This is a genomic window from Streptomyces sp. WG7, from assembly GCF_049975785.1.
Classification (GTDB): Bacteria; Actinomycetota; Actinomycetes; order Streptomycetales; family Streptomycetaceae; genus Streptomyces.
The window spans coordinates 191,320-218,309 of the sequence record NZ_JBNGGE010000002.1; the positions used below are offsets into that span (position 1 = coordinate 191,320).

At 71.1% G+C, this 26,990-nt stretch carries 22 protein-coding genes and 1 pseudogene; 5 read left to right on the top strand and 18 right to left on the bottom strand.

Annotated elements, in window-relative coordinates; translation table 11 throughout:
- Positions 1-74: 74 nt before the first annotated feature.
- Both ACP4J0_RS03290 and ACP4J0_RS03295 read right to left on the bottom strand, forming a co-directional pair.
- Complete coding sequence (locus ACP4J0_RS03290; protein WP_426597081.1) at positions 75-404, bottom strand: ATP-binding protein; 330 nt, start codon at positions 402-404, stop codon at positions 75-77.
- Between the two features lie 178 nt (positions 405-582).
- Positions 583-1,785 (bottom strand): adenosine deaminase, encoded by a 1,203-nt coding sequence (locus ACP4J0_RS03295; protein ID WP_426597082.1) that lies wholly within the window; start codon positions 1,783-1,785, stop codon positions 583-585.
- Positions 1,786-1,930: 145 nt separating this feature from the next.
- Between ACP4J0_RS03295 and ACP4J0_RS03300 the strand changes: the two genes are divergently transcribed.
- Positions 1,931-2,692 carry an alpha/beta hydrolase gene (locus tag ACP4J0_RS03300; RefSeq protein ID WP_426597083.1) on the top strand — a complete coding sequence of 254 codons (762 nt, stop codon included), beginning with the start codon at positions 1,931-1,933 and terminating at the stop codon, positions 2,690-2,692.
- Between the two features lie 48 nt (positions 2,693-2,740).
- Here ACP4J0_RS03300 and ACP4J0_RS03305 read toward each other — a convergent pair whose 3' ends face one another.
- The gene (locus tag ACP4J0_RS03305; protein ID WP_426597084.1) at positions 2,741-3,694 is read right to left on the bottom strand and encodes a LysR family transcriptional regulator; all 954 of its coding nucleotides are present in this window, start codon (positions 3,692-3,694) and stop codon (positions 2,741-2,743) included.
- A 63-nt stretch (positions 3,695-3,757) separates the two neighbouring features.
- On the opposite strand from ACP4J0_RS03305, the gene ACP4J0_RS03310 reads away from it, so the two are divergent.
- Positions 3,758-5,059 (top strand): MFS transporter, encoded by a 1,302-nt coding sequence (locus ACP4J0_RS03310; RefSeq protein ID WP_426597085.1) that lies wholly within the window; start codon positions 3,758-3,760, stop codon positions 5,057-5,059.
- Positions 5,060-5,166: 107 nt separating this feature from the next.
- Positions 5,167-6,171 (top strand): sigma-70 family RNA polymerase sigma factor, encoded by a 1,005-nt coding sequence (locus ACP4J0_RS03315; protein WP_426597086.1) that lies wholly within the window; start codon positions 5,167-5,169, stop codon positions 6,169-6,171.
- On the opposite strand, the gene ACP4J0_RS03320 is transcribed toward ACP4J0_RS03315, so the two are convergent.
- Entirely contained in the window at positions 6,064-6,450 is a 387-nt protein-coding gene (locus tag ACP4J0_RS03320; RefSeq protein WP_426597087.1) for an STAS domain-containing protein, read from the bottom strand. The two genes, ACP4J0_RS03315 and ACP4J0_RS03320, sit on opposite strands and share 108 nt — an antisense overlap.
- Before the next feature lie 126 nt (positions 6,451-6,576).
- Between ACP4J0_RS03320 and ACP4J0_RS03325 the strand changes: the two genes are divergently transcribed.
- Complete coding sequence (locus ACP4J0_RS03325; RefSeq protein WP_426597088.1) at positions 6,577-7,497, top strand: AEC family transporter; 921 nt, start codon at positions 6,577-6,579, stop codon at positions 7,495-7,497.
- Here ACP4J0_RS03325 and ACP4J0_RS03330 read toward each other — a convergent pair whose 3' ends face one another.
- The 10 genes and pseudogenes from ACP4J0_RS03330 to ACP4J0_RS03375 all read right to left on the bottom strand — a co-directional run bounded on the left by ACP4J0_RS03330 (position 7,498) and on the right by ACP4J0_RS03375 (position 20,714).
- Complete coding sequence (locus ACP4J0_RS03330; RefSeq protein WP_426597275.1) at positions 7,498-8,082, bottom strand: Uma2 family endonuclease; 585 nt, start codon at positions 8,080-8,082, stop codon at positions 7,498-7,500.
- 91 nt (positions 8,083-8,173) lie between these two features.
- Positions 8,174-9,958 (bottom strand): annotated as a pseudogene (ltrA, locus tag ACP4J0_RS03335) (group II intron reverse transcriptase/maturase).
- Between the two features lie 748 nt (positions 9,959-10,706).
- The gene (locus ACP4J0_RS03340) at positions 10,707-11,990 is read right to left on the bottom strand and encodes a thymidine phosphorylase (RefSeq protein ID WP_426597089.1); all 1,284 of its coding nucleotides are present in this window, start codon (positions 11,988-11,990) and stop codon (positions 10,707-10,709) included.
- A gap of 29 nt (positions 11,991-12,019) precedes the next feature.
- Positions 12,020-12,412 (bottom strand): cytidine deaminase, encoded by a 393-nt coding sequence (locus ACP4J0_RS03345; protein WP_426597090.1) that lies wholly within the window; start codon positions 12,410-12,412, stop codon positions 12,020-12,022.
- Entirely contained in the window at positions 12,409-13,674 is a 1,266-nt protein-coding gene (locus ACP4J0_RS03350; RefSeq protein ID WP_426597091.1) for an ABC transporter permease, read from the bottom strand. The genes ACP4J0_RS03345 and ACP4J0_RS03350 overlap by 4 nt, the downstream gene beginning before the upstream one ends.
- Positions 13,671-14,795, bottom strand: coding sequence for an ABC transporter permease (locus ACP4J0_RS03355; protein WP_073724795.1), 1,125 nt, complete (start codon positions 14,793-14,795; stop codon positions 13,671-13,673). Before ACP4J0_RS03355 ends, ACP4J0_RS03350 begins: the two co-directional genes overlap by 4 nt.
- Positions 14,795-16,354: an ABC transporter ATP-binding protein gene (locus ACP4J0_RS03360; protein WP_426597092.1), complete on the bottom strand. Its 1,560-nt coding sequence runs from the start codon at positions 16,352-16,354 to the stop codon at positions 14,795-14,797. The genes ACP4J0_RS03355 and ACP4J0_RS03360 overlap by 1 nt, the downstream gene beginning before the upstream one ends.
- 222 nt (positions 16,355-16,576) lie before the next feature.
- Positions 16,577-17,623 (bottom strand): BMP family lipoprotein, encoded by a 1,047-nt coding sequence (locus ACP4J0_RS03365; protein WP_426597093.1) that lies wholly within the window; start codon positions 17,621-17,623, stop codon positions 16,577-16,579.
- A gap of 502 nt (positions 17,624-18,125) precedes the next feature.
- Positions 18,126-19,169, bottom strand: coding sequence for a BMP family lipoprotein (locus ACP4J0_RS03370; RefSeq protein ID WP_426597094.1), 1,044 nt, complete (start codon positions 19,167-19,169; stop codon positions 18,126-18,128).
- Between the two features lie 306 nt (positions 19,170-19,475).
- Positions 19,476-20,714: a M20 family metallopeptidase gene (locus ACP4J0_RS03375; RefSeq protein ID WP_426597095.1), complete on the bottom strand. Its 1,239-nt coding sequence runs from the start codon at positions 20,712-20,714 to the stop codon at positions 19,476-19,478.
- Positions 20,715-21,266: 552 nt separating this feature from the next.
- On the opposite strand from ACP4J0_RS03375, the gene ACP4J0_RS03380 reads away from it, so the two are divergent.
- Complete coding sequence (locus ACP4J0_RS03380) at positions 21,267-22,007, top strand: ALF repeat-containing protein (RefSeq protein ID WP_426597096.1); 741 nt, start codon at positions 21,267-21,269, stop codon at positions 22,005-22,007.
- 87 nt (positions 22,008-22,094) lie between these two features.
- Here ACP4J0_RS03380 and ACP4J0_RS03385 read toward each other — a convergent pair whose 3' ends face one another.
- The 4 genes from ACP4J0_RS03385 to ACP4J0_RS03400 are packed head-to-tail and all read right to left on the bottom strand — an operon-like array spanning position 22,095 to position 26,827.
- Positions 22,095-23,162 (bottom strand): hypothetical protein, encoded by a 1,068-nt coding sequence (locus ACP4J0_RS03385; RefSeq protein WP_426597097.1) that lies wholly within the window; start codon positions 23,160-23,162, stop codon positions 22,095-22,097.
- A gap of 52 nt (positions 23,163-23,214) precedes the next feature.
- On the bottom strand, positions 23,215-24,153 hold the full coding sequence (locus ACP4J0_RS03390; RefSeq protein WP_426525673.1) for an N-acetylneuraminate synthase family protein: 939 nt from the start codon (positions 24,151-24,153) through the stop codon (positions 23,215-23,217).
- Positions 24,154-24,167: 14 nt separating this feature from the next.
- Positions 24,168-25,448 (bottom strand): cytidylyltransferase domain-containing protein, encoded by a 1,281-nt coding sequence (locus tag ACP4J0_RS03395; protein WP_426597098.1) that lies wholly within the window; start codon positions 25,446-25,448, stop codon positions 24,168-24,170.
- A 32-nt stretch (positions 25,449-25,480) separates the two neighbouring features.
- Positions 25,481-26,827 (bottom strand): DUF6716 putative glycosyltransferase, encoded by a 1,347-nt coding sequence (locus ACP4J0_RS03400; RefSeq protein ID WP_426597099.1) that lies wholly within the window; start codon positions 26,825-26,827, stop codon positions 25,481-25,483.
- Between the last annotated feature and the right edge of the window lie 163 nt (positions 26,828-26,990).

Genomic DNA, 26,990 nt, shown 5'->3' on the forward strand with positions numbered 1-26,990 from the left:
CGCACCCGGTGACACCGGGTGCGCCCCGTCGGCGCGTGGGAGGATGCGGGCTCAGCCGCCGTCCGGGAGGCCGTTCAGACCAGGCCCTTGGCCGGCATGCCGCCGAGCAGGCCGGCGACCGGCTGGACCGGAAGGTCGGAGAGCTGCTCGGCGACCACCTGATCGGCGAGCGGAGGCGCGGCGGTCAGACCCTCACCGGCGATGTGGCGGGTCTGCTCCAGCCCGTTGGCCGTGAGGGGCGCCACATCGGAGAGGGTCTCCGCGGGGAGCGTCCGGGCCACGGAGTCCACCGCCTGGGTGGCGTCCGGGAGCTCCGGGGCCGCGGTGGCCGTGCCCGCACCGACGGCGGCGAAGGCGGCACCGAGGGCGGCGACACCGAGGGTCTTGACAGCAGACTTCTTCATGAAATGCGTCCTCGAAATGGGATGACGGGGATACGAGCGGTACTCGACCGTAAACATGCGGCACCCCCCGCGGCAAACATCGAAATGCGGATGGATTGTGAAACCCCGTCCCCATTTCCGTATTACCGTAGACCCCCTATCAGCCCTCATCGTGCGAGAAACCGCTGATGGAAGCCTTCTACTGGAACAGCCATTCGGATTTCAGCTCCGCGTAACCGGGCTTGATCACGTCATTGATCATGGCCAGTCGTTCATCGAAAGGAATGAACGCTGATTTCATCGCATTGACGGAGAACCACTGCATGTCGTCGAGCGTGTAACCGAACGCGTCGACAAGGTGCTCGAATTCCCGGCTCATGCCGGTGTGGGACATCAACCGGTTGTCGGTGTTGACGGTGGCACGGAACTGCAGCCGGCGCAGCAGCCCGATGGGGTGCTCGGCGTAGGAGTCGGCCGCCCCGGTCTGCAGGTTGGAGCTGGGGCACAGTTCGAGCGGGATGCGCTTGTCCCGGACGTACGAGGCGAGCCGCCCGAGTTCGACCGTGCCGTCCTCGTGGACCTGGATGTCGTCGATGATGCGCACGCCGTGCCCGAGCCGGTCGGCGCCGCACCACTGCAGGGCCTGCCAGATGGACGGCAGCCCGAAGGCCTCGCCGGCGTGGATGGTGAAGTGGTTGTTCTCGCGCTTGAGGTACTCGAAGGCGTCCAGGTGCCGGGTGGGCGGGTACCCGGCCTCGGCCCCCGCGATGTCGAAGCCGACGACGCCCTGGTCCCGGTACCGGTTGGCGAGTTCGGCGATCTCCAGGGCGCGGGCGGCGTGCCGCATGGCAGTGAGCAGGGCGCCGACACGGATCCGGTGGCCGTTGTCCCGTGCCCGGCGCTCGCCCTCCCGGAACCCCTCGTCGACGGCCTCGACGACCTCTTCCAGGGTCAGCCCCCGATCGAGGTGCTGCTCGGGGGCGTACCGCACCTCGGCGTAGACGACGCCGTCCGCGGCGAGGTCCTCGGCGCACTCGGCGGCGACCCGGACCAGGGCGTCGCGGGTCTGCATGACGCCGACGGTGTGCGAGAAGGTCTCCAGGTACCGCTCCAGCGATCCGGAGTCGGCGGCCTGCCGGAACCAGGCGCCGAGCCGGCCGGCATCGGTCTCGGGGAGGTCCCCGTAGCCGGTCGCCCGGGCGAGTTCGACGACCGTGGCGGGACGCAGTCCGCCGTCGAGGTGGTCGTGCAGCAGAACCTTCGGCGCCCGGCGGATCTGGTCCGGCGCCGGAGTCCTCGCGGTGTTCTTCGCGGCGGCCTGCGCGGTGCTCGTCGTGGCGGCCTTCGCGGTGGTCGTCGTGGCGGCCTGCGCGGCGGTCTTCGCGGTGCTCTGGCTCGTCATTTCCGCACCCTAACTCCTACGCGCGTAGAGCGCGGGGCGAACGCGCGTAGCCGACGAGCCCGGCCGCGGTGTACGGATCCGACGATATGTAACGGTGACTGCGCGGACGGGTGGCGTACACCTGGACTTCTGAGAATCTTCTGCCATGGCACAGCAAGCGACGCCGGTCCGTCGGGCCCGGCTGGGGCGAACGCTCGGTCCGGACGGAACGGCGGTGAGCGGTGTGGTGCTGCTGCTCCCCGGTGGCGACGAGGTCTCCAGCCGCAGACCGTCCCCGCTGCTGGCGGCCTCCTCCGTACGCGCGTTGGGGCGCCGGCTGGCACGCGCGGGTCGGGAGGAGGGCCTGGCCACGCATGTCGTGCACTACCGCTACCGCGGCTGGAACGGCACGGAGGCCCACCTCGCCCGGGACGCCGACTGGGCCGCGGACGAGGCCGTACGGCGCTACGGCGACGTACCGGTCTGCCTGGCCGGCGTCGACATGGGCGGACGGGCGGCACTGCGCGCGGGCGGACACGAGGCCGTCAACTCGGTGCTGGCGATCGCACCCTGGCTGCCCGACGAGGACATGGCCGCGCCACCCGAACCGGTGAAGCAGCTCGCCGGGCGCCAGGTGCTGATCGTGCACGGCACGAACGACGAACGCAGCGACCCCGAGCTCTCGTTCCGGCTGGCCGCCCGGGCGAAGAAGGCGAACCGTTCCGTGTGCCGGTTCGAAGTGCACTCCGACGGCCACGGTCTGCGGCACTACCGGGAGGAAGTCGCCGCTCTGGCGGAGGACTTCGTGATGGGCGTGCTGTTCGGGCAGTCGTTCTCCCGGCCGGTGGAGGACGCGCTGGCCGCTCCCCCGCCGCTGGGGCTGCGGATGCCGTTGGCGGTGGGGTTCGGGAAGTCGTTGCGGCGTTAGAAGGCTCGCGTCCGGGCCGGCCGGGGTCAGGAGGGAGCAGGTGGCGGGTCAGGAGGGGAGCAGGTGGCCCCTCCTCGACAGCAGGAACTTCTTGAACGCCGCCACCGGGGGCGTGTCCGTACGGCCCGCCAGCCAGGCCACGCCGATCTCACGGGCCGCGCGCGGGGCGGTGACCGTCAGCTCGACCACGCCGGGGCGGGGCACCGCGGGCGGCGGCAGCAGGGCGACGCCGAGACCCGCCGCGACCAGACCGCGGAGCGTCTCCGCCTCCTCCCCCTCGAACGCCACCCTGGGCCGGAAACCGGCCTCCTTGCACAGGGCGTCGGTGATGCGGCGCAGGCCGTAGCCGGGCTCCAGGGTCACGAAGGCCTCGTCGGCGGCCTCGGCGAGGCGCACGCGCCTGCGCCCGGCCAGCGAGTGGTCGGCGGGGACGACCAGGCGCAGCTTCTGCTCGTCGAGGCGGCGGGCGACCAGGTCGGGGGCGTCCGGGACCGGGGAGGTGAGGCAGAGGTCGAGTTCGCCGGCGCGCAGTCGCTCCAGCATGGCCTCGCCGTAGTTCTGGACGAGGCTGAAGCGGACGCGGGGGTGGTCGGCGCGGAAGGCGTGCAGCAGGCCGGGTACGGTCTCGGCGCCCATCGTGTGCAGGAAGCCGAAGGCGACCTTGCCGGTGGCCGGGTCGGCGTCCGCGCGGACCTCGTCGGCGGCGCGCTCCACCTCGGCGAGGGCGCGTTCGACGGAGCCGAGGAAGGTGCGTCCGGCGACGGTCAGCGCCAGGGTGCGGCCGCGGCGCACGAACAGGTCGACGCCCAGGTCCGCTTCGAGGCGGACGAGGGCGCGGGAGAGCGTCGACTGAGGGACGTTCATCTCCTGGGCGGCCCGGGTGACGTGCTCGGTGCGGGCCACGCCGGCGAAGTGCGCGAGGCGGGGCGCGAGCAGCGCGACGATGTCTTCTGTGTCACCGGAAGGTGACAGGCGGGCCTGTGAGCTCTGCTGATGCACCATGGGAACGATTATGGCCATTCCATGCATTGGACGGATGAGTCGCGGGCTTCGTACGGTCCCGGTATGACTCCCGCCGATACCGGGGCGTCCACCACCGTGGGCGCCGCTGCATCCGTCTCCGACGCCTCCGAGACCCGCGACTCGCGCATGATCCCGGGCGGCCCCGGCTACCGCCGGATGAGTTTCGCCCTCTTCCTCGCGGGCGTCGCGACCTTCGCCCTCCTCTACTCCACCCAGGCCCTGCTGCCGCTGATCTCGGGCGACATGGGCGTCACCGCGGGCGACGCGAGCTGGACGGTGGCCGCCGCGACCGGTGGCCTCGCGGTGTTCGTCCTGCCGATGAGCGCGCTGTCGGAGCGCTTCGGACGGCGCACGGTCATGACGGCGTCGCTGGCGGTCGCGGTGACGGTCGGACTGCTGGTGCCCTTCGCCCCGTCGCTGCCGGCGCTGGTCGCGCTGCGCGCGGTGCAGGGCGCGGCGCTGGCCGGACTGCCGGCCTCGGCGACGGCGTACCTGGCGGAGGAGGTCACCCCGCGGGCGCTGGTCACCGCCATCGGCCTGTTCGTCGCGGGCAACAGCGTGGGCGGGATGAGCGGCCGGGTCATCACCGGCTGGGTCGCCCAGGAGTGGGGCTGGCGGGTCGCCGTCGGCGTGATCGGCGTGGTGGCGGTGGCGTGCGCGGTGGCCTTCCGGCTGCTGCTGCCCGCGCCGAAGCACTTCACGCCGGGCTCGCTGCGCCCGCGCGTCCTGGTCCGCACGGTCCGCGGCCACCTCGCCGACCCGCTGCTGCGCCGCCTGTACGCGATCGGCGCGCTGTTCATGACGGTGTTCGGCGGCGTCTACACGGTGATCGGCTACCGCCTGGCGGAGGCGCCGTTCTCGCTCCCGCAGGGCCTCATCGGCTCGATCTTCCTGGTCTACCTGGTCGGTACGGTGTCGGCGTCCACGGCGGGCCGGCTGGTGGGCCGCCTCGGCCGCCGCGGCGCGCTGTACCTGGGCGGCTCCACGACCGCGGCGGGGCTGCTGCTCTCCCTCGCCCCGTCCCTGCCGCTGGTCCTGCTGGGCCTGGTGCTGATCACGGCGGGCTTCTTCGCCGGGCACGCGGTGGCCTCCTCGGCGGTCGGCAAGACCGCCACGCACGGCCGCGCCCAGGCCTCGGCGCTGTACCAGTCCGCCTACTACGTCGGCTCCAGCGCGGGCAGCACGGTCGGCGCGATGGCCTTCCACTCCGGAGGCTGGGCCGGGACGGTCGGGGTCGGGCTGCTGGCGGTGCTGGGCGTCGTGGCGATCACGGCGCTCGGTTCGCTCGCGGCGCGGCGGCAGGCGGGGGGCACGCCGGTGCGCGCCTTGAGCATGCCTCGCTGACCTGCGCGTTTCCTGACTGCACAGGCCATTGTCAGTCCGCTGCGGTAGCTTCCGAAGTGCGAGGCGCGAAGACGCGCACGAAGGGACGCCACAGGGGTGGGTGGACGATGACCAACGGCACCGTGACGACGGAGCTGGATTCCGCGCTGGAGAAGCACCGGGTCGAGCTGACGGGGTACTGCTACCGGATGCTCGGCTCCTCCTTCGAGGCCGAGGACGCGGTCCAGGACACCCTGGTCCGCGCCTGGCGGAGCTACGACAAGTTCGAGGGCCGCTCCAGCCTCCGTTCCTGGCTCTACCGGATCGCGACCAACGTCTGCCTGGACATGCTGACCGCGGGCAACAAACGGGCCCGCCCGATGGACCTGACGGACTCGACGCCCCTCGCCCGGGCCGCCCTGTCCCCCCGCCCGGACAGCACCTGGCTGGAGCCGATGCCGGACGCCCGCGTACTGCCCTCGACCGCCGACCCGGCCGAGGCCGCCGTCGCCAAGGAGTCGGTGCGGCTCGCCTTCATGGCCGCGCTGCAGCAGCTGCCGCCCAAGCAGCGGGCGGTGCTGATCCTGCGCGAGGTGCTGGCGTGGAGGGCGAGCGAGGTCGCCGAGCTGCTCGGCACCTCGGTCGCGTCGGTCAACAGCGCCCTGCAGCGCGCCCGCGCGACCCTCGCCGAGCGGGAGGAGCGGGGCGACGGCGCGGCGGTGTCCGACCCGCTGGACGAGGAGCAGCAGAAGCTGCTGGAGCGCTATGTCGCGGCCTTCGAGGGCTACGACATGACGGCGCTGACGGCGCTGCTGCACGAGGACGCCGTGATGACGATGCCGCCGTTCGACCTGTGGCTGTCCGGTCCGGCGGACATCACCGGTTTCATGACGACGCTCGGCGCGGCGTGCGCGAACTCGCGGCTGGTGCCGGTCCAGGCCAATGGGCTGCCGGCCTTCGCGCACTACAAGCCGGACGAGGAAGCGGGCGGCTATGCCCCCTGGGCGGTCCAGGTGCTGGAGATCTCAGACGGCCGCATCACCGGGTTCCACTGCTTCCTCGACACCAAGCGGTGGTTCCCGCTGTTCGACCTGCCGCTCCGTCTCGAAGCGGAGGCCGACGAGGTCCAGTAGGGCGTGCAGGGCGGGGTCGGGGTCGCGCAGCCGGATCCGGCCCCCGGCCCGCCGGGCCGTGAGCTCCAGGCGGGCCAGCAGATCGACGACGGCGAGCCCCGGCGGTCCCAGCCCGCCGACGTCGCAGACGACCACCCCGGCCCGGGTGGTTTCCAGCAGTGCGCGCACCTCGGCACAGAGCCGGGGTGTCTCCCCTCGGGAGACGGGCCCCGGCAGCACGAGTACGGCGGGTGTCACGGCGTCCACGTGCGGTAGACCCGGGGCGGGCCGGGAACTCATCGGTGCCCACCATCAGAGATCACATTGACCTGGGCACGCCCCTGCCCGGAGGGTTTGCTGTATGCCCCACGCATCCCCTCCCCCCGCCATGCCCCACCAGGTCCGTCCGCTCGGCGGGGAGGTGCCGTGCAAGGGGTACTGACCGGCTTTGCGGTCATCGCGGTCGTCATCGCCGCCGGTTACGTGCTCGGTCTTCGGGGCCACCTCGGGCCCCAGGGGCGCGAGGTCCTGACGAAGCTCGCCTTCCATGTGGCCTCGCCGGCCCTGCTGTTCACCACGCTGGCGACCGCCGACCTGTCGGTGGTCTTCTCCAGCCGCCTGCTGGTCACGGCGCTGTCCACGGCCGCGGTGGCCGGGGTCTTCGTCGCGGTGGGTGTCGTACGGGGCTGGGGCGTGGGCCGGACGACGATCGGCGCGCTGTGCTCCGGTTACGTCAACTCCGGCAACCTCGGTATCCCGATCGCCGTGTACGTGCTGGGCGACGCCTCGCTGGTGGCGCCGGTCCTGCTGTTCCAGCTGGTGCTGGTGACGCCGGTGGCGGTGACGCTCCTGGACCTGTCGGGCGGGGGCGGGAAGGGCCCGCTGTGGCGGCGGCTGCTGACGCCGGTGCGCAATCCGATAGCGGTCGGCTCGCTGGCGGGCGTAGCGGTGGCAGCGAGCGGGCTGCGTGTACCGGCCCCGGTGATGGACCCGCTGACCCTGATCGGCAACATGTCGGTCCCGGCGGTCCTGCTGGCCTTCGGCATCGGCCTGTGCGGCTCCACGATGCCGCTGCGGGGCGTGGAACGGCGGCCGGTGCTGCTGGCGGTGGCGCTGAAGACGGTGGGCCAGCCGGCGGTGGCCTGGGCGCTGGCGTCGGGGGTCTTCGGACTGCGGGGCGCCCAACTCCTCGACGTGGTGGTGACGTCAGCACTGCCCGCGGCGCAGAACCTGTACACCTACGCGTCGACGTACGGGGTGGGCGAGCGGCTGGCGCGGGACGCGATCCTGGTGTCGACGGTGGTCTCGGTGCCGGTGCTGGTGGGGGTGGCGGCGGTGCTGGGGTAGTCAGGACTCGGGGAACTCGCTGGTGTCGATCGTGAGGTCGAAGGGGGCGGGCAGCCTGAGGGGGTCCCCGAACTTGGCGGCGCTCAGCACCCGGTAGACGTCGCCCTTCGGTTCGCCGTAGAGCGTGGCGGTGGGGCCACCGGGGGCCCAGCGGTCGACGAGGGGGTAGAGGGGGATGCCCGCGGTGGCGTAGGCGGCGGGCTTGCTGATGCGGTCGTGCCGGGCGTTGGACTTGGAGGTGACCTCGACCACGAGTTCGGCGAGGGCGGCGGGGATGTGGGTGTCGGACTCGGTGTGGTCGGGCAGTTGAGCCACCACAATGTCCGGGATGAGCATCCCCAAGCGGGACGGAACGGCGATCGCCAACGTCTGGAAGACCTCCCACTCCTCGGGAATCACCGTGTGCAGTCGCCGATGGATGCGCGCGGCGATGACGTTGTGCGGCAATCCCGGAGCAGGTGACACGGTGATGATCCCCTCGATGATCTCCACCTTGCTGCCCTCGGGCCATTCCATCTCCTCCCAGAACCGGACGAGGTCGTCCCAGTTCTGGTCGGGCTCCTGGCTCACAGTGAGTGCGCTCAGTCGGGTAGCCGGAGGGCGTTGCCGCCCTCCGGCCCCCTCAGAACCGGACGTGCGGCTGTTCACCGCATCCGGCTCAAGCGGGCCCCTGGAGTCACGCGGGTCGGTCATCTCGCTCGGCCCTTCTGTGGTCGCCGGCATGGTGCTGGCGATGGCAGTCGGCGTGTACGAGGCGAAGATTCGTCCGCTCGTCCGAGCCGCCGTCGCGCCGGTAGATGAAGTGGTGCTTGTGCAGCGGCTTCATCGATGCCGAGAACCACGCGGCCCACTCGCGCGGGTTGTCCGGTGTGTACTCGGCATCGGGGATCAGGGGCTGTTCACACAGCGGACAGATCCCCTTCTGACGGGATGCGAGGGTGATGGTCCACCTGTCGGCGGTCCCGGGCATCCTTTTGCGTCGGCGGTTCGCCCAGTACTCGGCCAGCGATGGATCGTCAGGTGAGTTGCGTTCCTTGACGATCACGTGCCGGACGATCCTGGTCCAGTTGAACTGTTAGAGGTAGGTGCCGGTGTCCCGGTCACCGAAGACCCACTGGTCCTTCCGGGTCGAGTTGAAGACGCCGTAGTGCTTGGCCAGTCGCCAGCTCTTCGGCTTGTTCGGGTGGGAGTGCTTGACCCACTTCTGCGTGAGCGTCCACACGTAGAAGTCCAGGGACTTGAAGGTCTCCTTGGACACCACCGTCCGGTAGTAGGTGGCCCACCCCTTGATGATCGGGTTGAGCCTCCTCACCACGGCTCCAGCGTTCGCCCCTCGCAGGCCGATCACTTCACTGCGGAGTCGTTCCCGGACCCTCTTCACAGCCGCCTTGCTCGGCTTGATCAGCAGAGTCCCGCTGTACCGCCGGATGTTGAACCCGAGGAAGTCGAAGCCTTCTTCAAGGTGGAGGACCGATGTCTTCTCCTCGTTGAAGGCGACCCCGCGCGGGGCCATCCAGACAGCCAGCTGCTCCTTGACCCGGTGCGCTTCGTCTTCGCTGTGGCAGAACACCGCGAAGTCATCTGCGTACCGGACCAGGACCGGAGCATCTCTTCGGGACTTGTGGGAACGTCCCTCTGTGAGGTGCCCGGCCGCCGTTTCCATGCCGTGCAAGGCCACGTTGAGCAGCAACGGGCTGATCACACCACCCTGAGGGGTTCCCTCATCGGTGGGTGAAAACCGTCCGCATTCCATCACTCCCGCCTTGAGCCACCCCCGGATCGCTTCCCGCGCTGGGAAGGTACCGATGAGACTCATCAGGTGGTCGTGCGAAATACGGTCGAACGCCGCTGTCAGATCAGCGTCGAGCACCCATAACCGCTTGGCCCGTTTCTGGCCTGCGATATTGAAGATGGCGCCGATCGCGTCATGACAGCCCCGGCCGGGGCGGAAGCCGTAACTTCGCTGTTCGAACCGGGCTTCCCACTCGGGTTCCAGTGCGTTCTTGACGCGGGCCTGGCGGACCCGGTCACGGATGACTGGAATTCCCAAGGGGCGCCGCTTTCCGTTGGCTTTGGGAATGTACACACGCCGGACGGGCAGGGGCTTTCCAGGCGAGCGTTCCGCTGTGATTTCAGCGGCGAGCCGTCCTCGCGCGTTCGGAGTGAGCGCACGTTCCTGGTCGATCCCGGCCGTCCGACGGCCTGTGCTCTGCTGCGTCACCCGCTTCACGCTTACGAGCGTGTTCGAGTGGGAGCGCAGCATGAGCTTCTGCAAGTTTCGGACCTTCTTCAGGTCCCCTTCCTGCGCGGCTGTGAAGATGCGCTACCTCAGTCGCCGTACCGACGCCTCTGCCTTGGCCCAGTCGATGCTGTGCCAGGCCTGGGCGTGGTCCTCCGGTCCGTTCGCCGTCGTGGGAGGCATCGCCGCCACGGCGGTCACTGCCACACCTTCCTTCGGCATCCAACTTGCCCTTCGGTTCGGGTCTCTTCGCAGTTCTTCTTCACGGGCCCACCTGATCCGCGTGGGCTCCCTTTCGGGCCGAGGCATCGCCTCGTGTCCGACGAGTTATGGGACGCGGCTGAGGTCTCCACGTCCTTTTCCTCTGGGCTTTCGCCCTGTCGGCGTTCGCTTCTCGGATCATCCTGTCCCGCTGGAGACTTGGTCCTTCGTTGCCTCCGGCTTACCGGGATCGCTCCCGGACTCCAACGGGGTTTCCACGTTCCGCTCCCACAAGATGCGACCGGGGTGGGCTCCCTCTTAATCCCGGGCCCGACGGTGTCCTCCCCCTTCGGCGCCAATCCTCTGGGGTCGTCGTGCGCTCTTCCGCGCCAGGGCCTGTCTGCCGCCGACAGCTCACCATCAACGCGGCACAGGAGTTACGAGATGTCGTCAAGGGTTCATTTTCATTAGCCCGTCCGGCCTTCCCCCCGCCTGTTGCGGTCCGATGGCCGTGCCGCTCTTGGGCTTGCGCTTCCGGCTTCACACCCCGCCGTTGCCAGCGACGCATGCGGAAGTGGGAACGGCCCTTGGACACTGGTCCGGGATGACCTGCTCATGACCTTCTTTCCTCGTACAGGCCATCCACTTGGGTGGAGCGACTTCGTGTCGCACCGGCGGTTCTCCTATCGGTGCGTCACCGATCCCAGCATGCCGAACGGGACCGGTGGAGGTCCACCGGTCCCGTTCACCCGATCGAGGAAACCCCTGGTCAGGCGATGCGTTCCAGCACCACCGGCGAGGCGGTGAAGTCCGTGCCCGCCGGAGCCACGTCGTAGGAACCCTCCACCGCCGCGAGCGCGTACTCGAAGCGGTCCGGGGTGTCGGTGTGGAGGGTCAGGAGGGGCTGGCCCTCGGTGACCGTGTCGCCGGGCTTGGCGTGGAGTTCGACGCCTGCGGCGGCCTGCACCGGGTCCTCCTTGCGGGCGCGGCCCGCGCCCAGGCGCCAGGCGGCGACGCCGATGTCGTAGGCGTCGAGGCGGGTCAGGACGCCGGCGGCGCCCGCCTTGACGACGTGCTGCTCCTTCGACGTGGGCAGGGCCGCGTCCGGGTCGCCGCCCTGGGCCGCGATCATGCGGCGCCAGACGTCCATCGCGGAGCCGTCGGCGAGGGCCTTCGCCGGGTCGGCGTCCGGCAGGCCGGCCGCGGCCAGCATCTCGCGGGCCAGGGCGAGGGTCAGCTCGACCACGTCGGAGGGGCCGCCGCCGGCCAGGACCTCGACCGACTCGCGGACCTCCAGGGCGTTGCCCGCCGTGAGGCCGAGCGGGGTGGCCATGTCCGTGAGCAGGGCGACGGTCTTCACGCCGTGGTCCGTGCCGAGGCCGACCATCGTGGAGGCCAGCTCGCGGGCGTCCTCGATCGTCTTCATGAAGGCGCCCGAGCCCACCTTCACGTCCAGGACCAGGGAGCCGGTGCCCTCGGCGATCTTCTTCGACATGATGGAGGAGGCGATCAGCGGGATCGCCTCGACCGTGCCGGTGACGTCCCGGAGGGCGTACAGCTTCTTGTCGGCGGGGGCGAGGCCGTCACCGGCCGCGCAGATCACCGCGCCGACGCCGTCCAGGACGTTCAGCATCTCCTCGTTGGAGAGGAGGGCGCGCCAGCCGGGGATGGACTCCAGCTTGTCCAGGGTGCCGCCGGTGTGGCCGAGGCCGCGGCCGGAGAGCTGCGGGACGGCCGCGCCGCAGGCGGCGACCAGCGGGGCGAGCGGCAGGGTGATCTTGTCGCCGACGCCGCCCGTGGAGTGCTTGTCGGCGGTCGGGCGGGACAGGGACGAGAAGTCCATGCGCTCGCCGGAGGCGATCATCGCGGCGGTCCAGCGGGCGATCTCGCCGCGGTTCATGCCGTTGAGCAGGATCGCCATCGCGAGCGAGGACATCTGCTCGTCGGCCACCGCGCCGCGCGTGTACGCGTCGACGACCCAGTCGATCTGCTCACCGCTGAGTTCGCCGCGGTCCCGCTTGGTGCGGATGACGGAGATGACGTCCATGGCCATACCTGGCTTTCCTTACGGGGTTGCGGGTGTTACTTGGTGAGGTGGTCGGGGCCGAAGGCCTGCGGGAGCATCTCCGACAGCGGGAGCACCCCCGCCGGGGTCTCCAGCAGCAGCTCCGGGCCGCCGAACTCGTACAGCAGCTGCCGGCAGCGGCCGCACGGGACGAGGACCGCGCCGTGGCCGTCGACGCAGACGAAGTGCGTGAGCCGGCCGCCGCCGGTGAGCTGGAGCTGGGAGACGAGGCCGCACTCGGCGCACAGGCCGATGCCGTAGCTGGCGTTCTCCACGTTGCAGCCGGTGACGGTGCGGCCGTCGTCGACCAGGGCGGCCGCGCCGACGGCGTACCCGGAGTACGGGGCGTAGGCCCGGGCCATCGCCTCGCGGGCCGCCGTGCGCAGCGCGCCCCAGTCGACGTCGGTCATTTGCCCTGCCCCTTCCGGTACTGCATGCCGTTCGCCTTGGGCATGCGCAGCCGCTGGGCGGACAGCGCGAGGACGACGAGGGTGATGACGTACGGCGTGGCGGAGACGACCTGGTTGGGCACGTCGTCGGTGGTGGCGTACCAGGCGAAGACGAGGGCGCCGACGACCACCGTGATCGCGGCCTTGACGTACTTCTTGCGGATCGCGAGCCAGATGGCGCCGGCGATCAGCAGCAGCGCGCCGAGCAGCAGCAGGGCGTGCACGTTGGCGGAGCCGCCGCGCAGGTTGAGGCTGTCGGTGTAGCCGAAGAGGCCGGCGCCGATGGCGAGGCCGCCCGGCATCCAGTTGCCGAAGATCATGGCCGCGAGGCCGATGTAGCCGCGGCCGCTGGTCTGGCCCTCCAGGTAGAAGGGGTTGGCGACGATGGAGAGGAAGACGCCGCCGAGGCCGGCCAGGCCGCCGGAGATGATCACGGCGAGGTACTTGTACTTGTAGACGTTGACGCCGAGGGACTCGGCGGCGACCGGGTTCTCGCCGCAGGAGCGCAGGCGGAGGCCGAACGGGGTGCGCCACAGGATGTACCAGCTGGCGGGGATCAGCGCGACGGCGATCAGGGTCAGCCAGGACACGCCGGTGACCAGGCCGCCGAGCAGGCCGGCGATGTCCGAGACGAAGAACCAGTGCTGGTCGTTGAGGCTTTCCAGGCCGTCGGAGAGGCCTGGCACCGAGAAGTGGCCCAGCGAGTCGACCGGCGGGGACTGCTTGGCGGAGCCGCCCTGGTGGCCCTCGAAGGCGAGCGGGGCCAGGTAGCGGGTGGCGCCGAGGGCGAGGATGTTGATGGCCACGCCGGAGACGATGTGGTTGACGTTGAAGGTGATCGTCACGATGGCGTGCAGCAGGCCGCCGAGCGCGCCGCCGACGATGCCCATCAGGACGCCGGTCCACGGGCCCCACTGGAAGCCGGCCCAGGCACCGAACCAGGTGCCGAGGATCAGCATGCCCTCGAGACCGATGTTGACGACGCCCGCGCGCTCGGCCCACAGGCCGCCGAGACCGGCGAGGCCGATCGGCACGGCGAGCTGGAGCGCGGTGGACATCTGGCTGACGTTGGTGATGCCGTTGGCGCCGGTGATCAGGCGGACGATGGAGGTCAGTGCCAGGGCACCGGCGATGATCAGCAGCAGGACGGGCAGCGAGATCCGGCGGCCGGCCGGTGCCCCGTGCTCCAGCGTGGGCTGGTTGAGGTCGGTCGCGGTGGTCATCGGCCGGCCACCTCCTTCTTGGTGTTGTCGGTGGCGCCGAGGACGTGTCCGGCGGCCAGCTCGGCGCCGACGCGGCGCTGCTGGCGGCGCAGGCCCCACTCGCGGACGGCCTCGTAGGAGACGACGACGGAGAGGACGATCAGGCCCTGCATGATGACCGCGATCTCCTTGTCGTAGCCGTGGAAGTCCAGCTCGGGCGAGGCCTTGTCGAGCCAGGCCCACAGGAGGGCGGCGAAGGCGATGCCGACCGGGCTGTTGCGGCCGAGCAGGGCGATGCCGATGCCGAGGAAGCCGATGCCGGTGGGGAAGTTGAGGCTGTAGGTGTGGGTGTCGCCGAGCAGGATCGGCAGGCCCGCGAGACCGGCGAGGCCGCCGGAGAGGAGCATCGCGGTGAGCACCATGCGCTTGGGGTTGACGCCGCTGGCCGCGGCGGCGGACTCGGAGGCGCCGGAGGCGCGCAGGTCGAAGCCGAAGCGGGTGCGGTTGAGGACGACCCAGTAGCCGATGCCGAGGAGGACGGCGAGGATCACCAGGCCGTAGATCTCGCCGGCCGCGCCCATGTCGATGCCGGGGATCCAGCCGGACTCGTGCATCTCGCCGGTGGTGTTGTTGTTGCCGATCTTGACGCCGAAGACGTCGGGCAGCCACAGGTAGCCGATGACGGAGGTCGCGATGGCGTTCAGCATGATCGTCGCGACGACCTCGCTGACGCCGCGGGTGACCTTGAGGACGCCGGCGATGCCGGACCAGAAGGCGCCGGTGAGGACGGCGGTCAGCAGGAGCAGCGGGATCTGGAGGAAGGCGGGGAGGTTCGCGTGGGCGCCGACGATCGCGGCCATCATGGCGGCGAGCTGGTACTGGCCGTCGACGCCGATGTTGAACAGGTTCATCCGGAAGCCGATGGCCACCGCCAGGGCCGCGATGTAGTACATCGACGCCTGGTTGATGATCAGGACCTGGATGTCGGAGAACCCGGCCTGCTCGAACATCAGGGCGAACGGTTCGACCGGGTTCTTGCCCGAGGCGATCAGGACGATCGCGCTGAGCACGAAGGCCACGGCGAGTGCGATGACCGGTCCGGCCACCGCGAGGAGCACGCGCTCCTTGTCGAACTTCTTCATCAGCGGGCCTCGTCTTCCGCGCCCGGGCCGCCGTCGGCCGGGGTCTCTTCGTGTTCGAGGTGTCCGGAGGCGGCGCCGGTCATCGCCGAGCCCAGCTCCTCGGGGGTGATGGTGGCCGGGTCGGCGTCCGCGACCAGCCGGCCGTCGTAGATCACCCGGAGGGTGTCGGACAGGCCGATCAGCTCGTCCAGGTCGGCGGAGATCAGCAGCACGGCCAGGCCCTCGCGGCGGGCCTCGCGGATGTGGTCCCAGATCGCGGCCTGCGCGCCGACGTCCACACCGCGGGTGGGGTGGGCGGCGATGAGGAAGCGCGGCTTGTGGCTCATCTCGCGGCCGACGATCAGCTTCTGCTGGTTGCCGCCGGACAGGGAGGCGGCGGTGACGTCGATGCCGGGGGTACGGACGTCGTACGTCTCGACGATGCGGCGGGTGTCCTCCTGGGAGCCCTTGGGGTCGAGCCAGACGCCCTTGCTGTTGGGCTTCTCGGTGACGTGGCCGAGGATGCGGTTCTCCCAGAGGGGGGACTCCAGGAGCAGGCCGTGGCGGTGGCGGTCCTCGGGGATGTAGCCGACGCCCTGCTCGCGGCGCTTGCGGGTGGGCAGCGCGGTGATGTCCTCGTCGAGGAAGCGGATGGTGCCGGAGTCGGCGTGGCGCAGGCCGATGAGCGCGTCGACCAGCTCGGTCTGGCCGTTGCCCTCGACGCCGGCGATGCCCAGCACCTCGCCGGCGTGGATGGTGAAGGTGATGTCGTCGAGCAGGGCCTTGCCGCCGGGGGCCGCGAGGCGCAGCTTGTCGACGGCGAGGACCTCGCGGTCGGTGACCGTGGACTCGGCGGTCTCCGGGGTGGGCAGCTCGCTGCCGACCATCAGCTCGGCGAGCTGGCGCGGGGTGGTCTCGGCGGGGACGGCGGTGCCGACCGTGGTGCCGCGCCGGATGACGGTGATCTCGTCGGCGACGGAGAGGACCTCGCCCAGCTTGTGGGAGATGAAGATGACCGACAGGCCCTCGGCCTTCAGTTCGCGCAGGTTGTCGAAGAGCGCGTCGACCTCCTGCGGGACCAGGACGGCGGTGGGCTCGTCGAGGATGAGGGTGCGGGCGCCGCGGTAGAGGACCTTGAGGATCTCCACGCGCTGGCGGGCGGCGACGCCGAGTTCCTCGACGAGGACGTCGGGGCGCACGCCGAGGCCGTACCGCTCGGAGATCTCCTTGATCTTCCGCCGGGCCCTGGCGCCGATGCCGTACAGCTTCTCGCTGCCGAGGACCACGTTCTCGAGGACCGTGAGGTTGTCGGCGAGCATGAAGTGCTGGTGGACCATGCCGATGCCGCGGGCGATGGCGTCGGCGGGCGACGAGAAGGCGACCTGCTCGCCGTCGATCGCGATGGTGCCCTCGTCCGGCTTCTGCATGCCGTAGAGGATCTTCATCAGGGTCGACTTGCCGGCGCCGTTCTCGCCGACGAGGGCGTGGACGGTGCCCTTGCGGACGGTCAGGTGGATGTCGTGGTTGGCCACGACACCGGGGAAACGCTTGGTGATCCCGGCGAGTTCGACGGCGGTCACCGATTCGTTGACCGCCGCTCCGGCCGGAGGGCTGCTGGACGCGTTGATGGCGCACTCTCCTGGGGACGGGGGCCGTCTACGCGCGTAGCGCCCCTACGGCATCTAAAAGCGGCGGCGGCACATCGACACGACGGGGTACGGGGAGGGCCCCGGAGGCGTCCTCCCCGTACCCCGTCGAGCGGTGCGACCACCGCGGTTACACGCTGTTCGAGGTGTTGCTGCTCAGCTGCTCTTGACCTTGATCTCGCCGCTGACGATCTTCTCCTTGGCCGTCTCGATGGCTGCCTGGAGCTCGGCGTTGTCCGCGAACTTCGGGTTGGAGTTCGAGAGGCCGACCTCGCCGGACTTCAGATCGCCCCGAACGATACCGGTCTCGGGCTTGCCGTCCTCGACCGACTTCGCGAGGTTGTACACCGCCTTCGCGACGTCCTTCGTGGCCGAAGTCAGGATGTAGTCCTTGTACTTCGCGAGGGCGTCCTGCTTGTACTGGTCGGAGTCGACGCCGATCGCCCAGACCTTGTTGGCGGCGGCGGCCTCGATCACGCCCTGACCGGACAGACCGGCCGCGGCGAAGACGACGTCGGCCTTCTTCTCGATCTGGCCCTCGGCGGCGGTCTTGCCCTTGTCGGGGCTGGAGAAGCCGCCCTCCTCCGCGGTCTGCGTCAGGTACTGCGAGACCACCTTGACCTTGGGGTCGGTGTCCGTGACGCCCTGCTTGAAGCCGGCCTCGAACTTGTGGATCAGCGGGATGTCCACGCCGCCCACGAAGCCGACCGTCTTGGTCTTGGTGCTCTTGGCGGCGGCGACACCGGCGAGGTAGGAGGCCTGCTCCTCGTTGAAGACGAGGTCGGCGACGTTCTTCGCCTCGATCGTCGCGTCGTCCACGATGCCGAAGGTGACGTCCGGGTACTTCTCCGCGGCGCTCTTCAGGGCGGCGGCGTACGCGTAGCCGACGCCGATGACCGGGTTGTGGCCCTGCTTGGCCAGGGAGACCAGGCGCTGCTCCTTGTCGGCGTCGGTCTCGCCGTCGGTGGGCTCGACGTCGGCCGTCTCGTAGCCGAACTCCTTCTTCGCCCGCTCGAGGCCCGCGTACGCGGCGTCGTTGAAGGACTGGTCGCCCTTGCCGCCGACGTCGTACGCGATGGCGAGACCCTTGTCGCCCTTGGACTCCGACCCGGAGGAGGTCGAGGTGCCACCGCAGGCGGAGAGGGCGAGGGCCAGGGAGGCGGTCGCTGCGCCTGCGACCGTGATCCGGGAAATCCGGCGCATGTCTGGTGCTCCTGTCGTACAAAGCGCCGGACGGTTCGGCTACGGCGCTGGCTTCGCCGCAGATTAACGCGCGTAGACCTGCCTGAAAACCCCTTCTGTCCACCTTGTTATGCGCCCGTGAGCAAGGCGCCACGGACGGGGGCCCGGCGGCGGCCGGGGGCTTGCCGGACGCAAACGGAGGGTGGCGGAGGGTGACGCCGGGGGCGTGTGCGCGGGTGTGCCCGGCGGTGAGCGGTGGTGGTCGGCATGCGGAGGGTGTCCGGCGGTGAACGGTGGTGGCCGACACACGGGGGAGGCGTCCGGCAGCGAGCCGCAGTGGCCGACGTACGAGAGGCGTCCGGCAGCGAGCCACGGCGGCCGACATGCGGGAGGCGTCCGGCAGCGAGCGGTGGTGGCCGGCATGGGTGGGGGGCGGCGGTGGGGGGCGGCGGTGCGTGGCACGCCGGAGCGGGCGGGCGCCGTGGGTGCCCGCCCGCTCCGTTCGGTTCCGTGCCGCGCCGGTCTACTCGGTCTTGACCTTGATGGAGCCGTCGATGATGCCCGCCTTGGCCTTGGCCACGGCGTCCGTCAGGCCCGGCACCTCCGCGTACTTCGGGTTGCTGTCGGACAGGCCCACGCCGTCGGACTCGAGGTCGAAGGTCTGGGTGCCGGTCAGCGGCTTGCCGTCCTCGACCGACTTGGCCAGGGCGTACACCGCGCCGTCGATGTCCTTCAGGGCCGAGGTCAGGATGTGGTCCTTGTACGCGGCGAGGGCTTCCTGCCGGTACTGGTCGGAGTCGACGCCGATCGCCCAGACCTTCGCCTTCGCGGCGGCCTCGATCACGCCCTGACCGGAGAGGCCGGCCGCCTGGTAGACGACGTCGGCCTTCTTCTCGATCTGGCCCTCGGCGGCGGCCCGGCCCTTGTCGGGGCTGGAGAAGCCGCCCTCCTCCGCGGTCTGCGTCAGGTACTGCGAGACCACCTTGACCTTGGGGTCGGTGTCCGTGACGCCCTGCTTGTAGCCGGCCTCGAACTTGTGGATCAGGGGTACGTCGACACCGCCCACGAAGCCGACCGTGTTGGTCTTGGTGGCCTTGGCCGCCGCGACGCCCGCGAGGTAGGAGGCCTCGTTCTCGGCGAAGACGAGGGAGACGACGTTCTCGCCCTCGACCACGGAGTCCACGATGCCGAAGGTGACGTCCGGGTGCTTCGACGCGACGGCCTTCATCGCCGGGCCGTAGGCGAAGCCGACGCCGATGACCGGGTTGTAGCCCTGCTTCGCGAGCGAGGCGAGGCGCTGCTCCTTGTCGGCGTCGGTCTCGCCCTCGGTGGGCTCGATGTCGGCGGTCGTGTAGCCGAACTCCTTCTTCGCCCGCTCCAGACCCGCGTACGCGGCGTCGTTGAAGGACTGGTCGCCCTTGCCGCCGATGTCGTACGCGATGGCGAGGCCCTTGTCGTCCTTGCCGTCGCCGCCGCTCTCGCCGCTGGTACCGCCGCAGGCCGTGGCGGCGAGTGCGAGCGACGCGGCCCCCACCGCGGCGCGGGTCAGTCTCGATGTCCGACGCATCTGAAGCTCCCCATTCTCCAAAGCCCCGCAGCGGGCGCTCGGTTCGGCGCACATTAACGCGCGTAGAAACTCCTGGGAACGGGGTTCCGCGGGGCCGTTACCCATTCGTGCCGCGGGTTGTTGCCGGGGGTGTCCGAGGCGTGCCGCGTGACCTCGGGGCCTGTGCATCAGGGTGGCCCCGGCCCGCCACGGCCGCAACCGCGACGGGCCGCTGCGCCCTGCGTGACTACCGCACGGCGCGGCTACCGCACGGCGTGACTACCGCACGGCGTGACTACCGCACGACGTGGCTACGGCACGGCACGGCTACTGCACGGCGTCGATCAGCGCGGCCGCGGTGAACATCTCCACGCCGACGGTGATGGCGTGCTCGTCCACGTCGAAGTCGCCCTGGTGCAGGTCACGGATGGTGCGCTCGCCGGGCGGGCGGACGCCGAGGCGGGCCATGGCGCCGGGCACCTGCTCCAGGTACCAGGAGAAGTCCTCACCGCCGAGGCTCTGCTCGGTGTTCTCCACGGTCTCGGTGCCGCGCCGGGCGACCATGGCGGCCTGGAGCAGTTCGGTGCTGGTGACCTCGTTGACGACCGGGGGCACGCCGCGCACGTAGGTGATCTCGGACTTGGCCCGGTACAGGTTGGCGATCTCGTCGATGGCGCCGACCACGAGGTCGGGTGCCTGCCGCCAGGCGTCGAGGTCCAGGCAGCGCACGGTCCCGGCGAGTTCGGCGTGCTGCGGGATGACGTTCGGGGCGTGGCCCGACTCGACCCGCCCCCAGGTCAGGGCGAGCCCGCTGCGGCTGTCCACGCGCCGGGCGACGAGCGGGGGGACGTCGGTGACCACGCGGGCGGCGGCGGTGACCAGGTCGGTGGTGAGGTGCGGGCGGGCGGTGTGTCCGCCGGGGCCGTTCAGGGCGACCTCCAGCCGGTCGCAGGCGGAGGTGATGGGGCCGACCCGCAGCCCGATCCGCCCGGCGTCCACCCGGGGGTCGCAGTGCACGGCGAGGATGCGGCGCACCCCGTCGAGCGCGCCGCCCTCGATGGCGTCGGCGGCTCCGCCGGGCAGCACCTCCTCCGCCGGCTGGAAGACCAGCCGTACGGGCCGGGGCAGCAGGCCCTGTTCGTGCAGGGCGGCGAGCACCAGTCCGGCGCCGAGGACGACGGTGGTGTGCACGTCGTGTCCGCAGGCGTGGGCACGGTCCGGTACGCGCGAGCGGTACGGGCACTCGCTCTTGGTGTCCGGGATGGGCAGGGCGTCGATGTCGGCCCGCAGGGCGAGCATGCGCGGTCCTCCGGACCACTGTCCCGAGTCGGTGCCGGTGCCGATGTCGCAGACGAGCCCGGTTCCGACGGGGAGTACGCGCGGCTTGAGGCCGGCCTTCTCCAGCCGTTCCTTGATCGCGGCGGTGGTGCGGAACTCCTGGTTGCCCAGCTCGGGGTGCATGTGCAGGTCGCGGCGGAAGGCCACGAGCTCCGCGCGCAGCGCCTCGGGCAGCGCGCCGGGCAGCGCGGACTCACCGGGAGTGTCGGCCTCGGACTCTGGGGACATCAACGCTTTCACCCTTTGCAGAGTAGGGCGCCCGAGCGACCGGTGGACCCACGATCAACAAAAATTCAGCCCGTTAGGGTAAGAAATCGCGGCTGCCCTACGCATAGCAATCGACTCGCTTGGGTAAACTCGCCCGCCTTTCCGACCGAGCCGATCTTGAGAGATTCACCGGGAGTGGTCCGAACCGCTCACCGGCACCCGCCTGGGACACGGGTACCACGCGACGACCGCCCCACGCGCGCCGTGACGGTGCCGGTCGCGGCCCTGTTCCAGTGGGGCGGCACGGTGATCACGGCCCGGCCGGCGCCAGAGGCCGGCGCCGGGGTCGCTCCGTGCCGGGCCGCTCCCTACCGGTGGCGCTCCCTACCGGTGGCGCTCCGTACCGGGTGTCGTTCCGTACCGGGTGTCGTTCCGTAGCGGGCCCGCGCCCACGGCCCGTCGGCAATGAAGAACCTGTGAAGACTGCATGATCCATGCAGTCCCCCGGCCTGCCTCTCCTTGACACAATGCTCACGTCGCACAACATGCCCACGACCCAAGGTGGTTGACTCCATGAGACTGTCCCGCGTGGCTCTCGCCGTGGCCGCCGGTGCTCTCGCCCCGGCCCTGCTGCTCTCCACCCCCTCCTTCGCCACCACCCCGATACCGTCGGCCGCGGCAGCGGCGGCGGACACGGGTTCCCCCTACGACGAGATGGACGCCGACGACCTGCGCATCGCCATCGCCAGGACGCTCGCCGACCCCGACAGCGGCCGACGCGTGATCCAGGAGGCCAACGAGCTCCTCGACGACGCCACCGTGGACGAGATGCGCGCCTGGCTCAAGACCGGGTACCGCCTCGCCCAGGCCGAGGACGACGCCGTCGCCATCGCCAGGACGCTCGCCGACCCCGACAGCGGCCGGCGCGTGATCCAGGAGGCCAACGAACTCCTCGACAACCGCAACCCGGAAGAGATGCGCGCCTGGCTCGAGTCCGGGTACCGCCTCGCCCAGGCCGAGGACGACCGCGTCGCCATCGCCCGGCTCCTCGGCGACCCCGACAGCGGCAAGGCCGTCATCCGTGAGGCCAACGAGGCCCTCGACGACGGCAGCCCGGAGGCGGTGCGCGCGTTCCTGGAGACCGGGCTCCGTCTCGCCCGGGCCGAGGACGACAGCGTGACGATCGCTCGCATGCTGGCCGACCCCGGCATCAGCGACGCCCTGCGCGCGGCGGCGAACGCCGCCCTGGACGACGGCTCCCCGGAAGCGCTGCGCCACTTCATCGAGGTCGGCCAGTACGAGGCCGGCGCCTGAGCTTCGCCGGGACGGCACCGGCTGCGGCGCCGCGGGGCGGGCACCCCGGAAGCGGGTGTCCCGCCCGGCCGCGGCACGGGGACGGGACTACGCGGTGCCCGCCACCGCCGACAGCCGGTGCACGTCCCGTGCCGACCCCGTGACGCCGGAAAGGAACCCCCGGGCCCGCGGTGAGGCGGACTCGGTGAGCCAGGCCGGGTCGATGTCGCAGACGGCGACGCGGACCTCGGTGCCGGCCAGGGCCAGGGGGAGGGTGTGGACGACCGTGGAGGGGAAGCTGAGGACGGTGCGGCCGATCGGGCCGCGGCGGGCGATCAGTTCCAGCGGGAGGTCGGGGCGGACGATCTCCAGGCCCGTCTCCACGGCCAGCCGGTGGAGTTTCTCGGTGCTCTCGCGGCGGTGGGCGAAGTAGCGGGCCGCCCCGTGGGCCTTCGCCAGGCCGCGTACGGCGTCCATGTAGCGGTCGCCGTCGACCACGCCGGTCTCCACCAGGGAGGTGCCGACCATGTCGGCGCCCTTGGTGATGCGGGGCGGGCCGAAGCGGGCCCGGGTCCAGGCGAAGTCGTTCGCGGTGACGGTGACGCCGTCCGGGGTCTCCTCGATGGGCATGGAGGAGAAGACCTCCACGCGGCGGCCCCGGGCGGGGGTCAGACGGCGCCGGGCGGCCCCGGACACCGGGGCGAAGAGCAGGTCGCGGGGGCCGGGGCGGCTGCCCTTGCGGTGCCAGCGGACCAGGCGTTCGCCGTGGGCGAGCTGGGTGACGAACTCCATCGTGGCCGTGCCGTCGTCGACGACGACCAGGTCACGGGCGCGGGTGATGGTGAGGAGCAGCTGTACGTAGCGGGAGAACGGGTCGCCCATGACGATCCGGTCCGCGTGGCGGAGGACGGACGTCAGGCCGCCCACCGTGCGGAAGGGGGCCGCGGCGCCGCCCCTCGCCTCCTCCCAGCGGACCTCGTGGCCCTCCTTGCGGGCCAGTTCGGACATGCGGCGCAGCTGGCCGCGGGTCATCGGGTCGACGGGTGAGAGGACCACGAGGGTGAGCTCCGCGCCGGGTGCGCGGGTGTGCGCCCACTCCAGCACGTTCAGCAGTTGTACCGGGCTCTCGACGAAGGCGAGAGTGCGGGGGCCGGCATTCCCGGCGCGGGGGCTCATCGGCGTACGACCGTCCCGTGGTGAGGGCGTGGTGGGGGTGTCAGGCCGGGTGTCAGACCGTGACCGGCTCGCCCGCGGCGGCGGCGATCTCCGCCTCGGCGACGACGCCGGTGACGCGGCGCAGCTTCTTCATGGGGCCGAGCTCGGAGTCGTAGACCTTCTTGACGCCGTCGCCGAGGGAGGCCTCGATGGTGCGGATGTCGCGGACGAGGCGGGTCAGGCCCTGCGGCTCGACGGAGGCGGCCTGGTCGGAGCCCCACATGGCGCGGTCGAGGGTGATGTGGCGCTCGACGAAGGTGGCGCCGAGGGCGACGGCGGCGAGGGTGGTCTGCAGGCCGGTCTCGTGGCCGGAGTAGCCGATCGGGACGTTCGGGTACTCCTGCTGGAGGGTGTTGATGACGCGGAGGTTGAGCTCCTCGGCCTGCGCCGGGTACGTCGACGTGGCGTGGCACATCAGGATGTTGTCGCTGCCCAGGACCTCGACCGCGTGGCGGATCTGCTTCGGGGTGGACATGCCGGTGGAGAGGATGACCGTGCGGCCGGTGGCGCGCAGGGCGCGCAGCAGCTCGTCGTCGGTCAGCGAGGCGGAGGCGACCTTGTGGGCGGGGACGTCGAACTTCTCCAGGAAGGCGACGGCCTCGGTGTCCCACGGGGAGGCGAACCAGTCGATGTTCTTGGTCTTGCAGTACTCGTCGATCTGGCGGTACTCGTCCTCGCCGAACTCCACACGGTGGCGGTAGTCGATGTACGTCATCCGGCCCCAGGGGGTGTCGCGCTCGATGTCCCACTGGTCGCGCGGGGTGCAGATCTCGGGGGTGCGCTTCTGGAACTTGACCGCGTCGCAGCCGGCCTCGGCGGCGGCGTCGATCAGCTTGAAGGCGTTCTCGAGCTCACCGTTGTGGTTGATGCCGATCTCGCCGGTGATGTAGACGGGGCGGCCGGGGCCGGCCTCGCGGGAACCGAAGGCGCGGATGCGGGAGTTGGTGCTCATGGCGGGGGGCTTCCTTACTTGGACTGGGTGAGCGTGGGGAGTTCGAGGGAGTCGGGTGAGTCGGGGGAGTCGAGCGAGGGGCCGAGGATCCAGCCGGCGATCTCCCGGATCGCACCGTCACCGCCGGATGCGGTGGTGACCGCGCGGGCCGCGCCGCGTACGACGTCGTGGGCGCTGGCGACCGCCACGGGCCAGCCGACGAGGGCGAAGCACGGGAGGTCGTTGACGTCGTTGCCGACGTAGAGCACGCGCTCGGGCGCGATGCCCTGCTCCTCGCACCACTGCTTGAGTGCGAGGTCCTTGCGGTCGATGCCGTGCAGCACCGGGAGCTTCAGCTTCCGGGCGCGGGCGGCGACGACCGGGTTCACCTCCGTGGACAGGATCAGCATCGTCAGTCCGCTGCGGCGCAGGGCCGCGATGCCGAGGCCGTCGCCGCGGTGCACGGAGACGAACTCCCGTCCGTCGGAGTCGATCAGCACCCGGTCGTCGGTCTGGGTGCCGTCGAAGTCGAGGACGACCGCGTCGATGTCTTCGGCGGTCGGAAGGGCGCCGGGCCGGGAGGCGTCGAAGAGGGGCGCCAGGGCGCGGGCGCGGGCCAGGTCGTGCGGGTCGTCGATCTCCAGGACGCGGGCCGGGTCGGTGCGGACCAGTTCGGTGCGGCCGAAGAAGCGGTGCCGGTGCTCGCGGAAGCCGGGTGCGGCCATGGCGTAGGCGGCGCCGGTCTCCAGCAGGTCCTGCGGGCGGTCCTGGCGGCGGGGGCGGTACGACTTGTCGTGGTTGACGCCAAAGCCGCCTTCCGCTTCCCCGGTGGTCCCGTCCGCGCCGTCCCGCCACACGAAGCCGTGGAACGGGGCCACGGTCACCGCCGTGTCCGCGCCGCCCTCTGCGACCGCGCCGGCCACCCCGTCGATGTCCTCGCGGACGATGAACGGGCTGGTGCACTGCACGAGCAGCACCACGTCCACGGCCGCGCCGTGCAGGGCCTCGTGGGTGTCCATGGCGTGCAGCACGGCGGCCTCGGAGGTGGCCAGGTCCCCGGCGATGGCGGCGGGCCGCAGCACGACCTCGGCGCCGGCCTCCCGGGCCGCGGCGGCGATGGCCTGGTCGTCGGTGGAGACCACGACGTCCGTGACCAGCCGGGCGGCCCGGCACTCGCGTACCGCCCGGGCCACCAGGGGGACCCCGCCGACGGGCGCGAGGTTCTTCGCGGGCACGCCCTTGGAGCCGCCGCGCGCGGGGATCACGGCGAGCACGCGGCGCACGTCGGCGCCCCGGCCCGCTTCCGGTTGGGACATGGGCTGTACTCCTCGGGAACGGTTCGGGGCGGTCACAGCTCCCCCATGCGCCGGATCACCGGGGCGACCCGCTGGACGCCGTGCCGGTAGGCGCCGCGGGCCGCGCGGCGCACCACCTGCCGGACCGGGCCGGGTGCCTTGTCGGCGGCGGGCGCGCCGGGCAGCGGGGTGCCGTCGGGGGCGAGGTGGTGGCGGGCGAGGATGCCGGGGAGGTAGCCGGGGGCGGTGACCGGTGTGTAGTACGGGGCGATCGGGGGCAGGCCGCCGGGGCGGCCGAGCAGGCCCGCGATGCGCTTGCGGGCCTCGTCGAAGGCGGTCTCGTAACCGCCGTCCGCCGCCACGCCCTGCCGGGCGACCCACTCGGGGTCCGGCGCCGGGCGGTGGCCCTCGTCGAGCTGGTCCCAGGAGGCGAGGCAGCCGGAGCCGACGAAGTGGTGGTTGCCGAGCGCCTCGCGCACGCCCAGGTCGGTCAGGACGACCGTGGGGATGCGGCGGTGCAGGGATTCGAGGGCCGCCGTGGAGCTGACGGTGACCAGCAGGTCGGTGCGGTCGAGGACCTCGCCCATGTGCCCGTAGACCAGACGGAAGTTGGGCGGCGGGTCGGCCCGCTGCACCAGCTTCTGGTAGGGCAGCTCCTCGATGTGCGTGGTGTGTTCGCCCGGCCTGGAGCGCAGCTTGAGCAGCACGTCCCGCTCGGGGTGCCGGCGGGCGTGCCGGATCAGCCGTTCGAGGAGGTACGTGCGGTCCTTGCGGCTGTCCGGCACGGAGGGCTGGGCGGCGAAGACGACCGTGTAGCGGCGCTCCCCGTCGCCGGGCTCCCCCCGGTAGGAGGCTCCGCCCAGGAAGGGCAGGGCGACCTCGGTCACCGCGGCGGCGTCGGCGCCGACACCCTCGTACACGCTCCGGAAGCGGTCCGCGTCCTGGCGCGAGTTGGCGAGGACGAGGTCGGCTCCGTGGCGCAGCAGCAGGCCGTCGGCGAGCTTCTCGTAGACGACGCCGACGTAGCCGGTGACGACGACGGGCCGTTCGGCGCGGTTCTCCCAGACCCGGCCCAGGCCGTGCAGCATCGCCTGGACGCCGCCGCCGACCAGGGCGAGGACGACGATGTCGTAGGGCTCGTCGTCCGTCGCCCCGCCCATCGCCCGCAGGAACTCGGCGGCGGTCACCTCGCGGAGCGAGTCCGCGGTGACGCCGACTTCCCGCAGCTGGCGGGGGGTGGGGGTGGCTCGGCCGCGCAGGAGGTAGCCGTCCAGGCGGATGTCCGGGTTCTCGGGAGCCCCGGGTGAGATGCGGGTCGCGGTGAGCGCGCCCCATTTCCACCGGGTGTCGGAGTCCGCCAGGACGGCGACGCGCAGGGCCTTCGTTGCACTTGCTGGCACGTCGTAGACGCTAGGAAGCCATTTCTAGGAGCCGCCCAATTGGAATCCAACAAACGGTGAACAGCACATCGCCGAATGGCGAATCGGGCCGCCGGACGTCCGGAACAGCATGCGCTTCACGGCTTCGCCATGCCTCATTCACCCCGTGTCAAGGTTCAGGTAA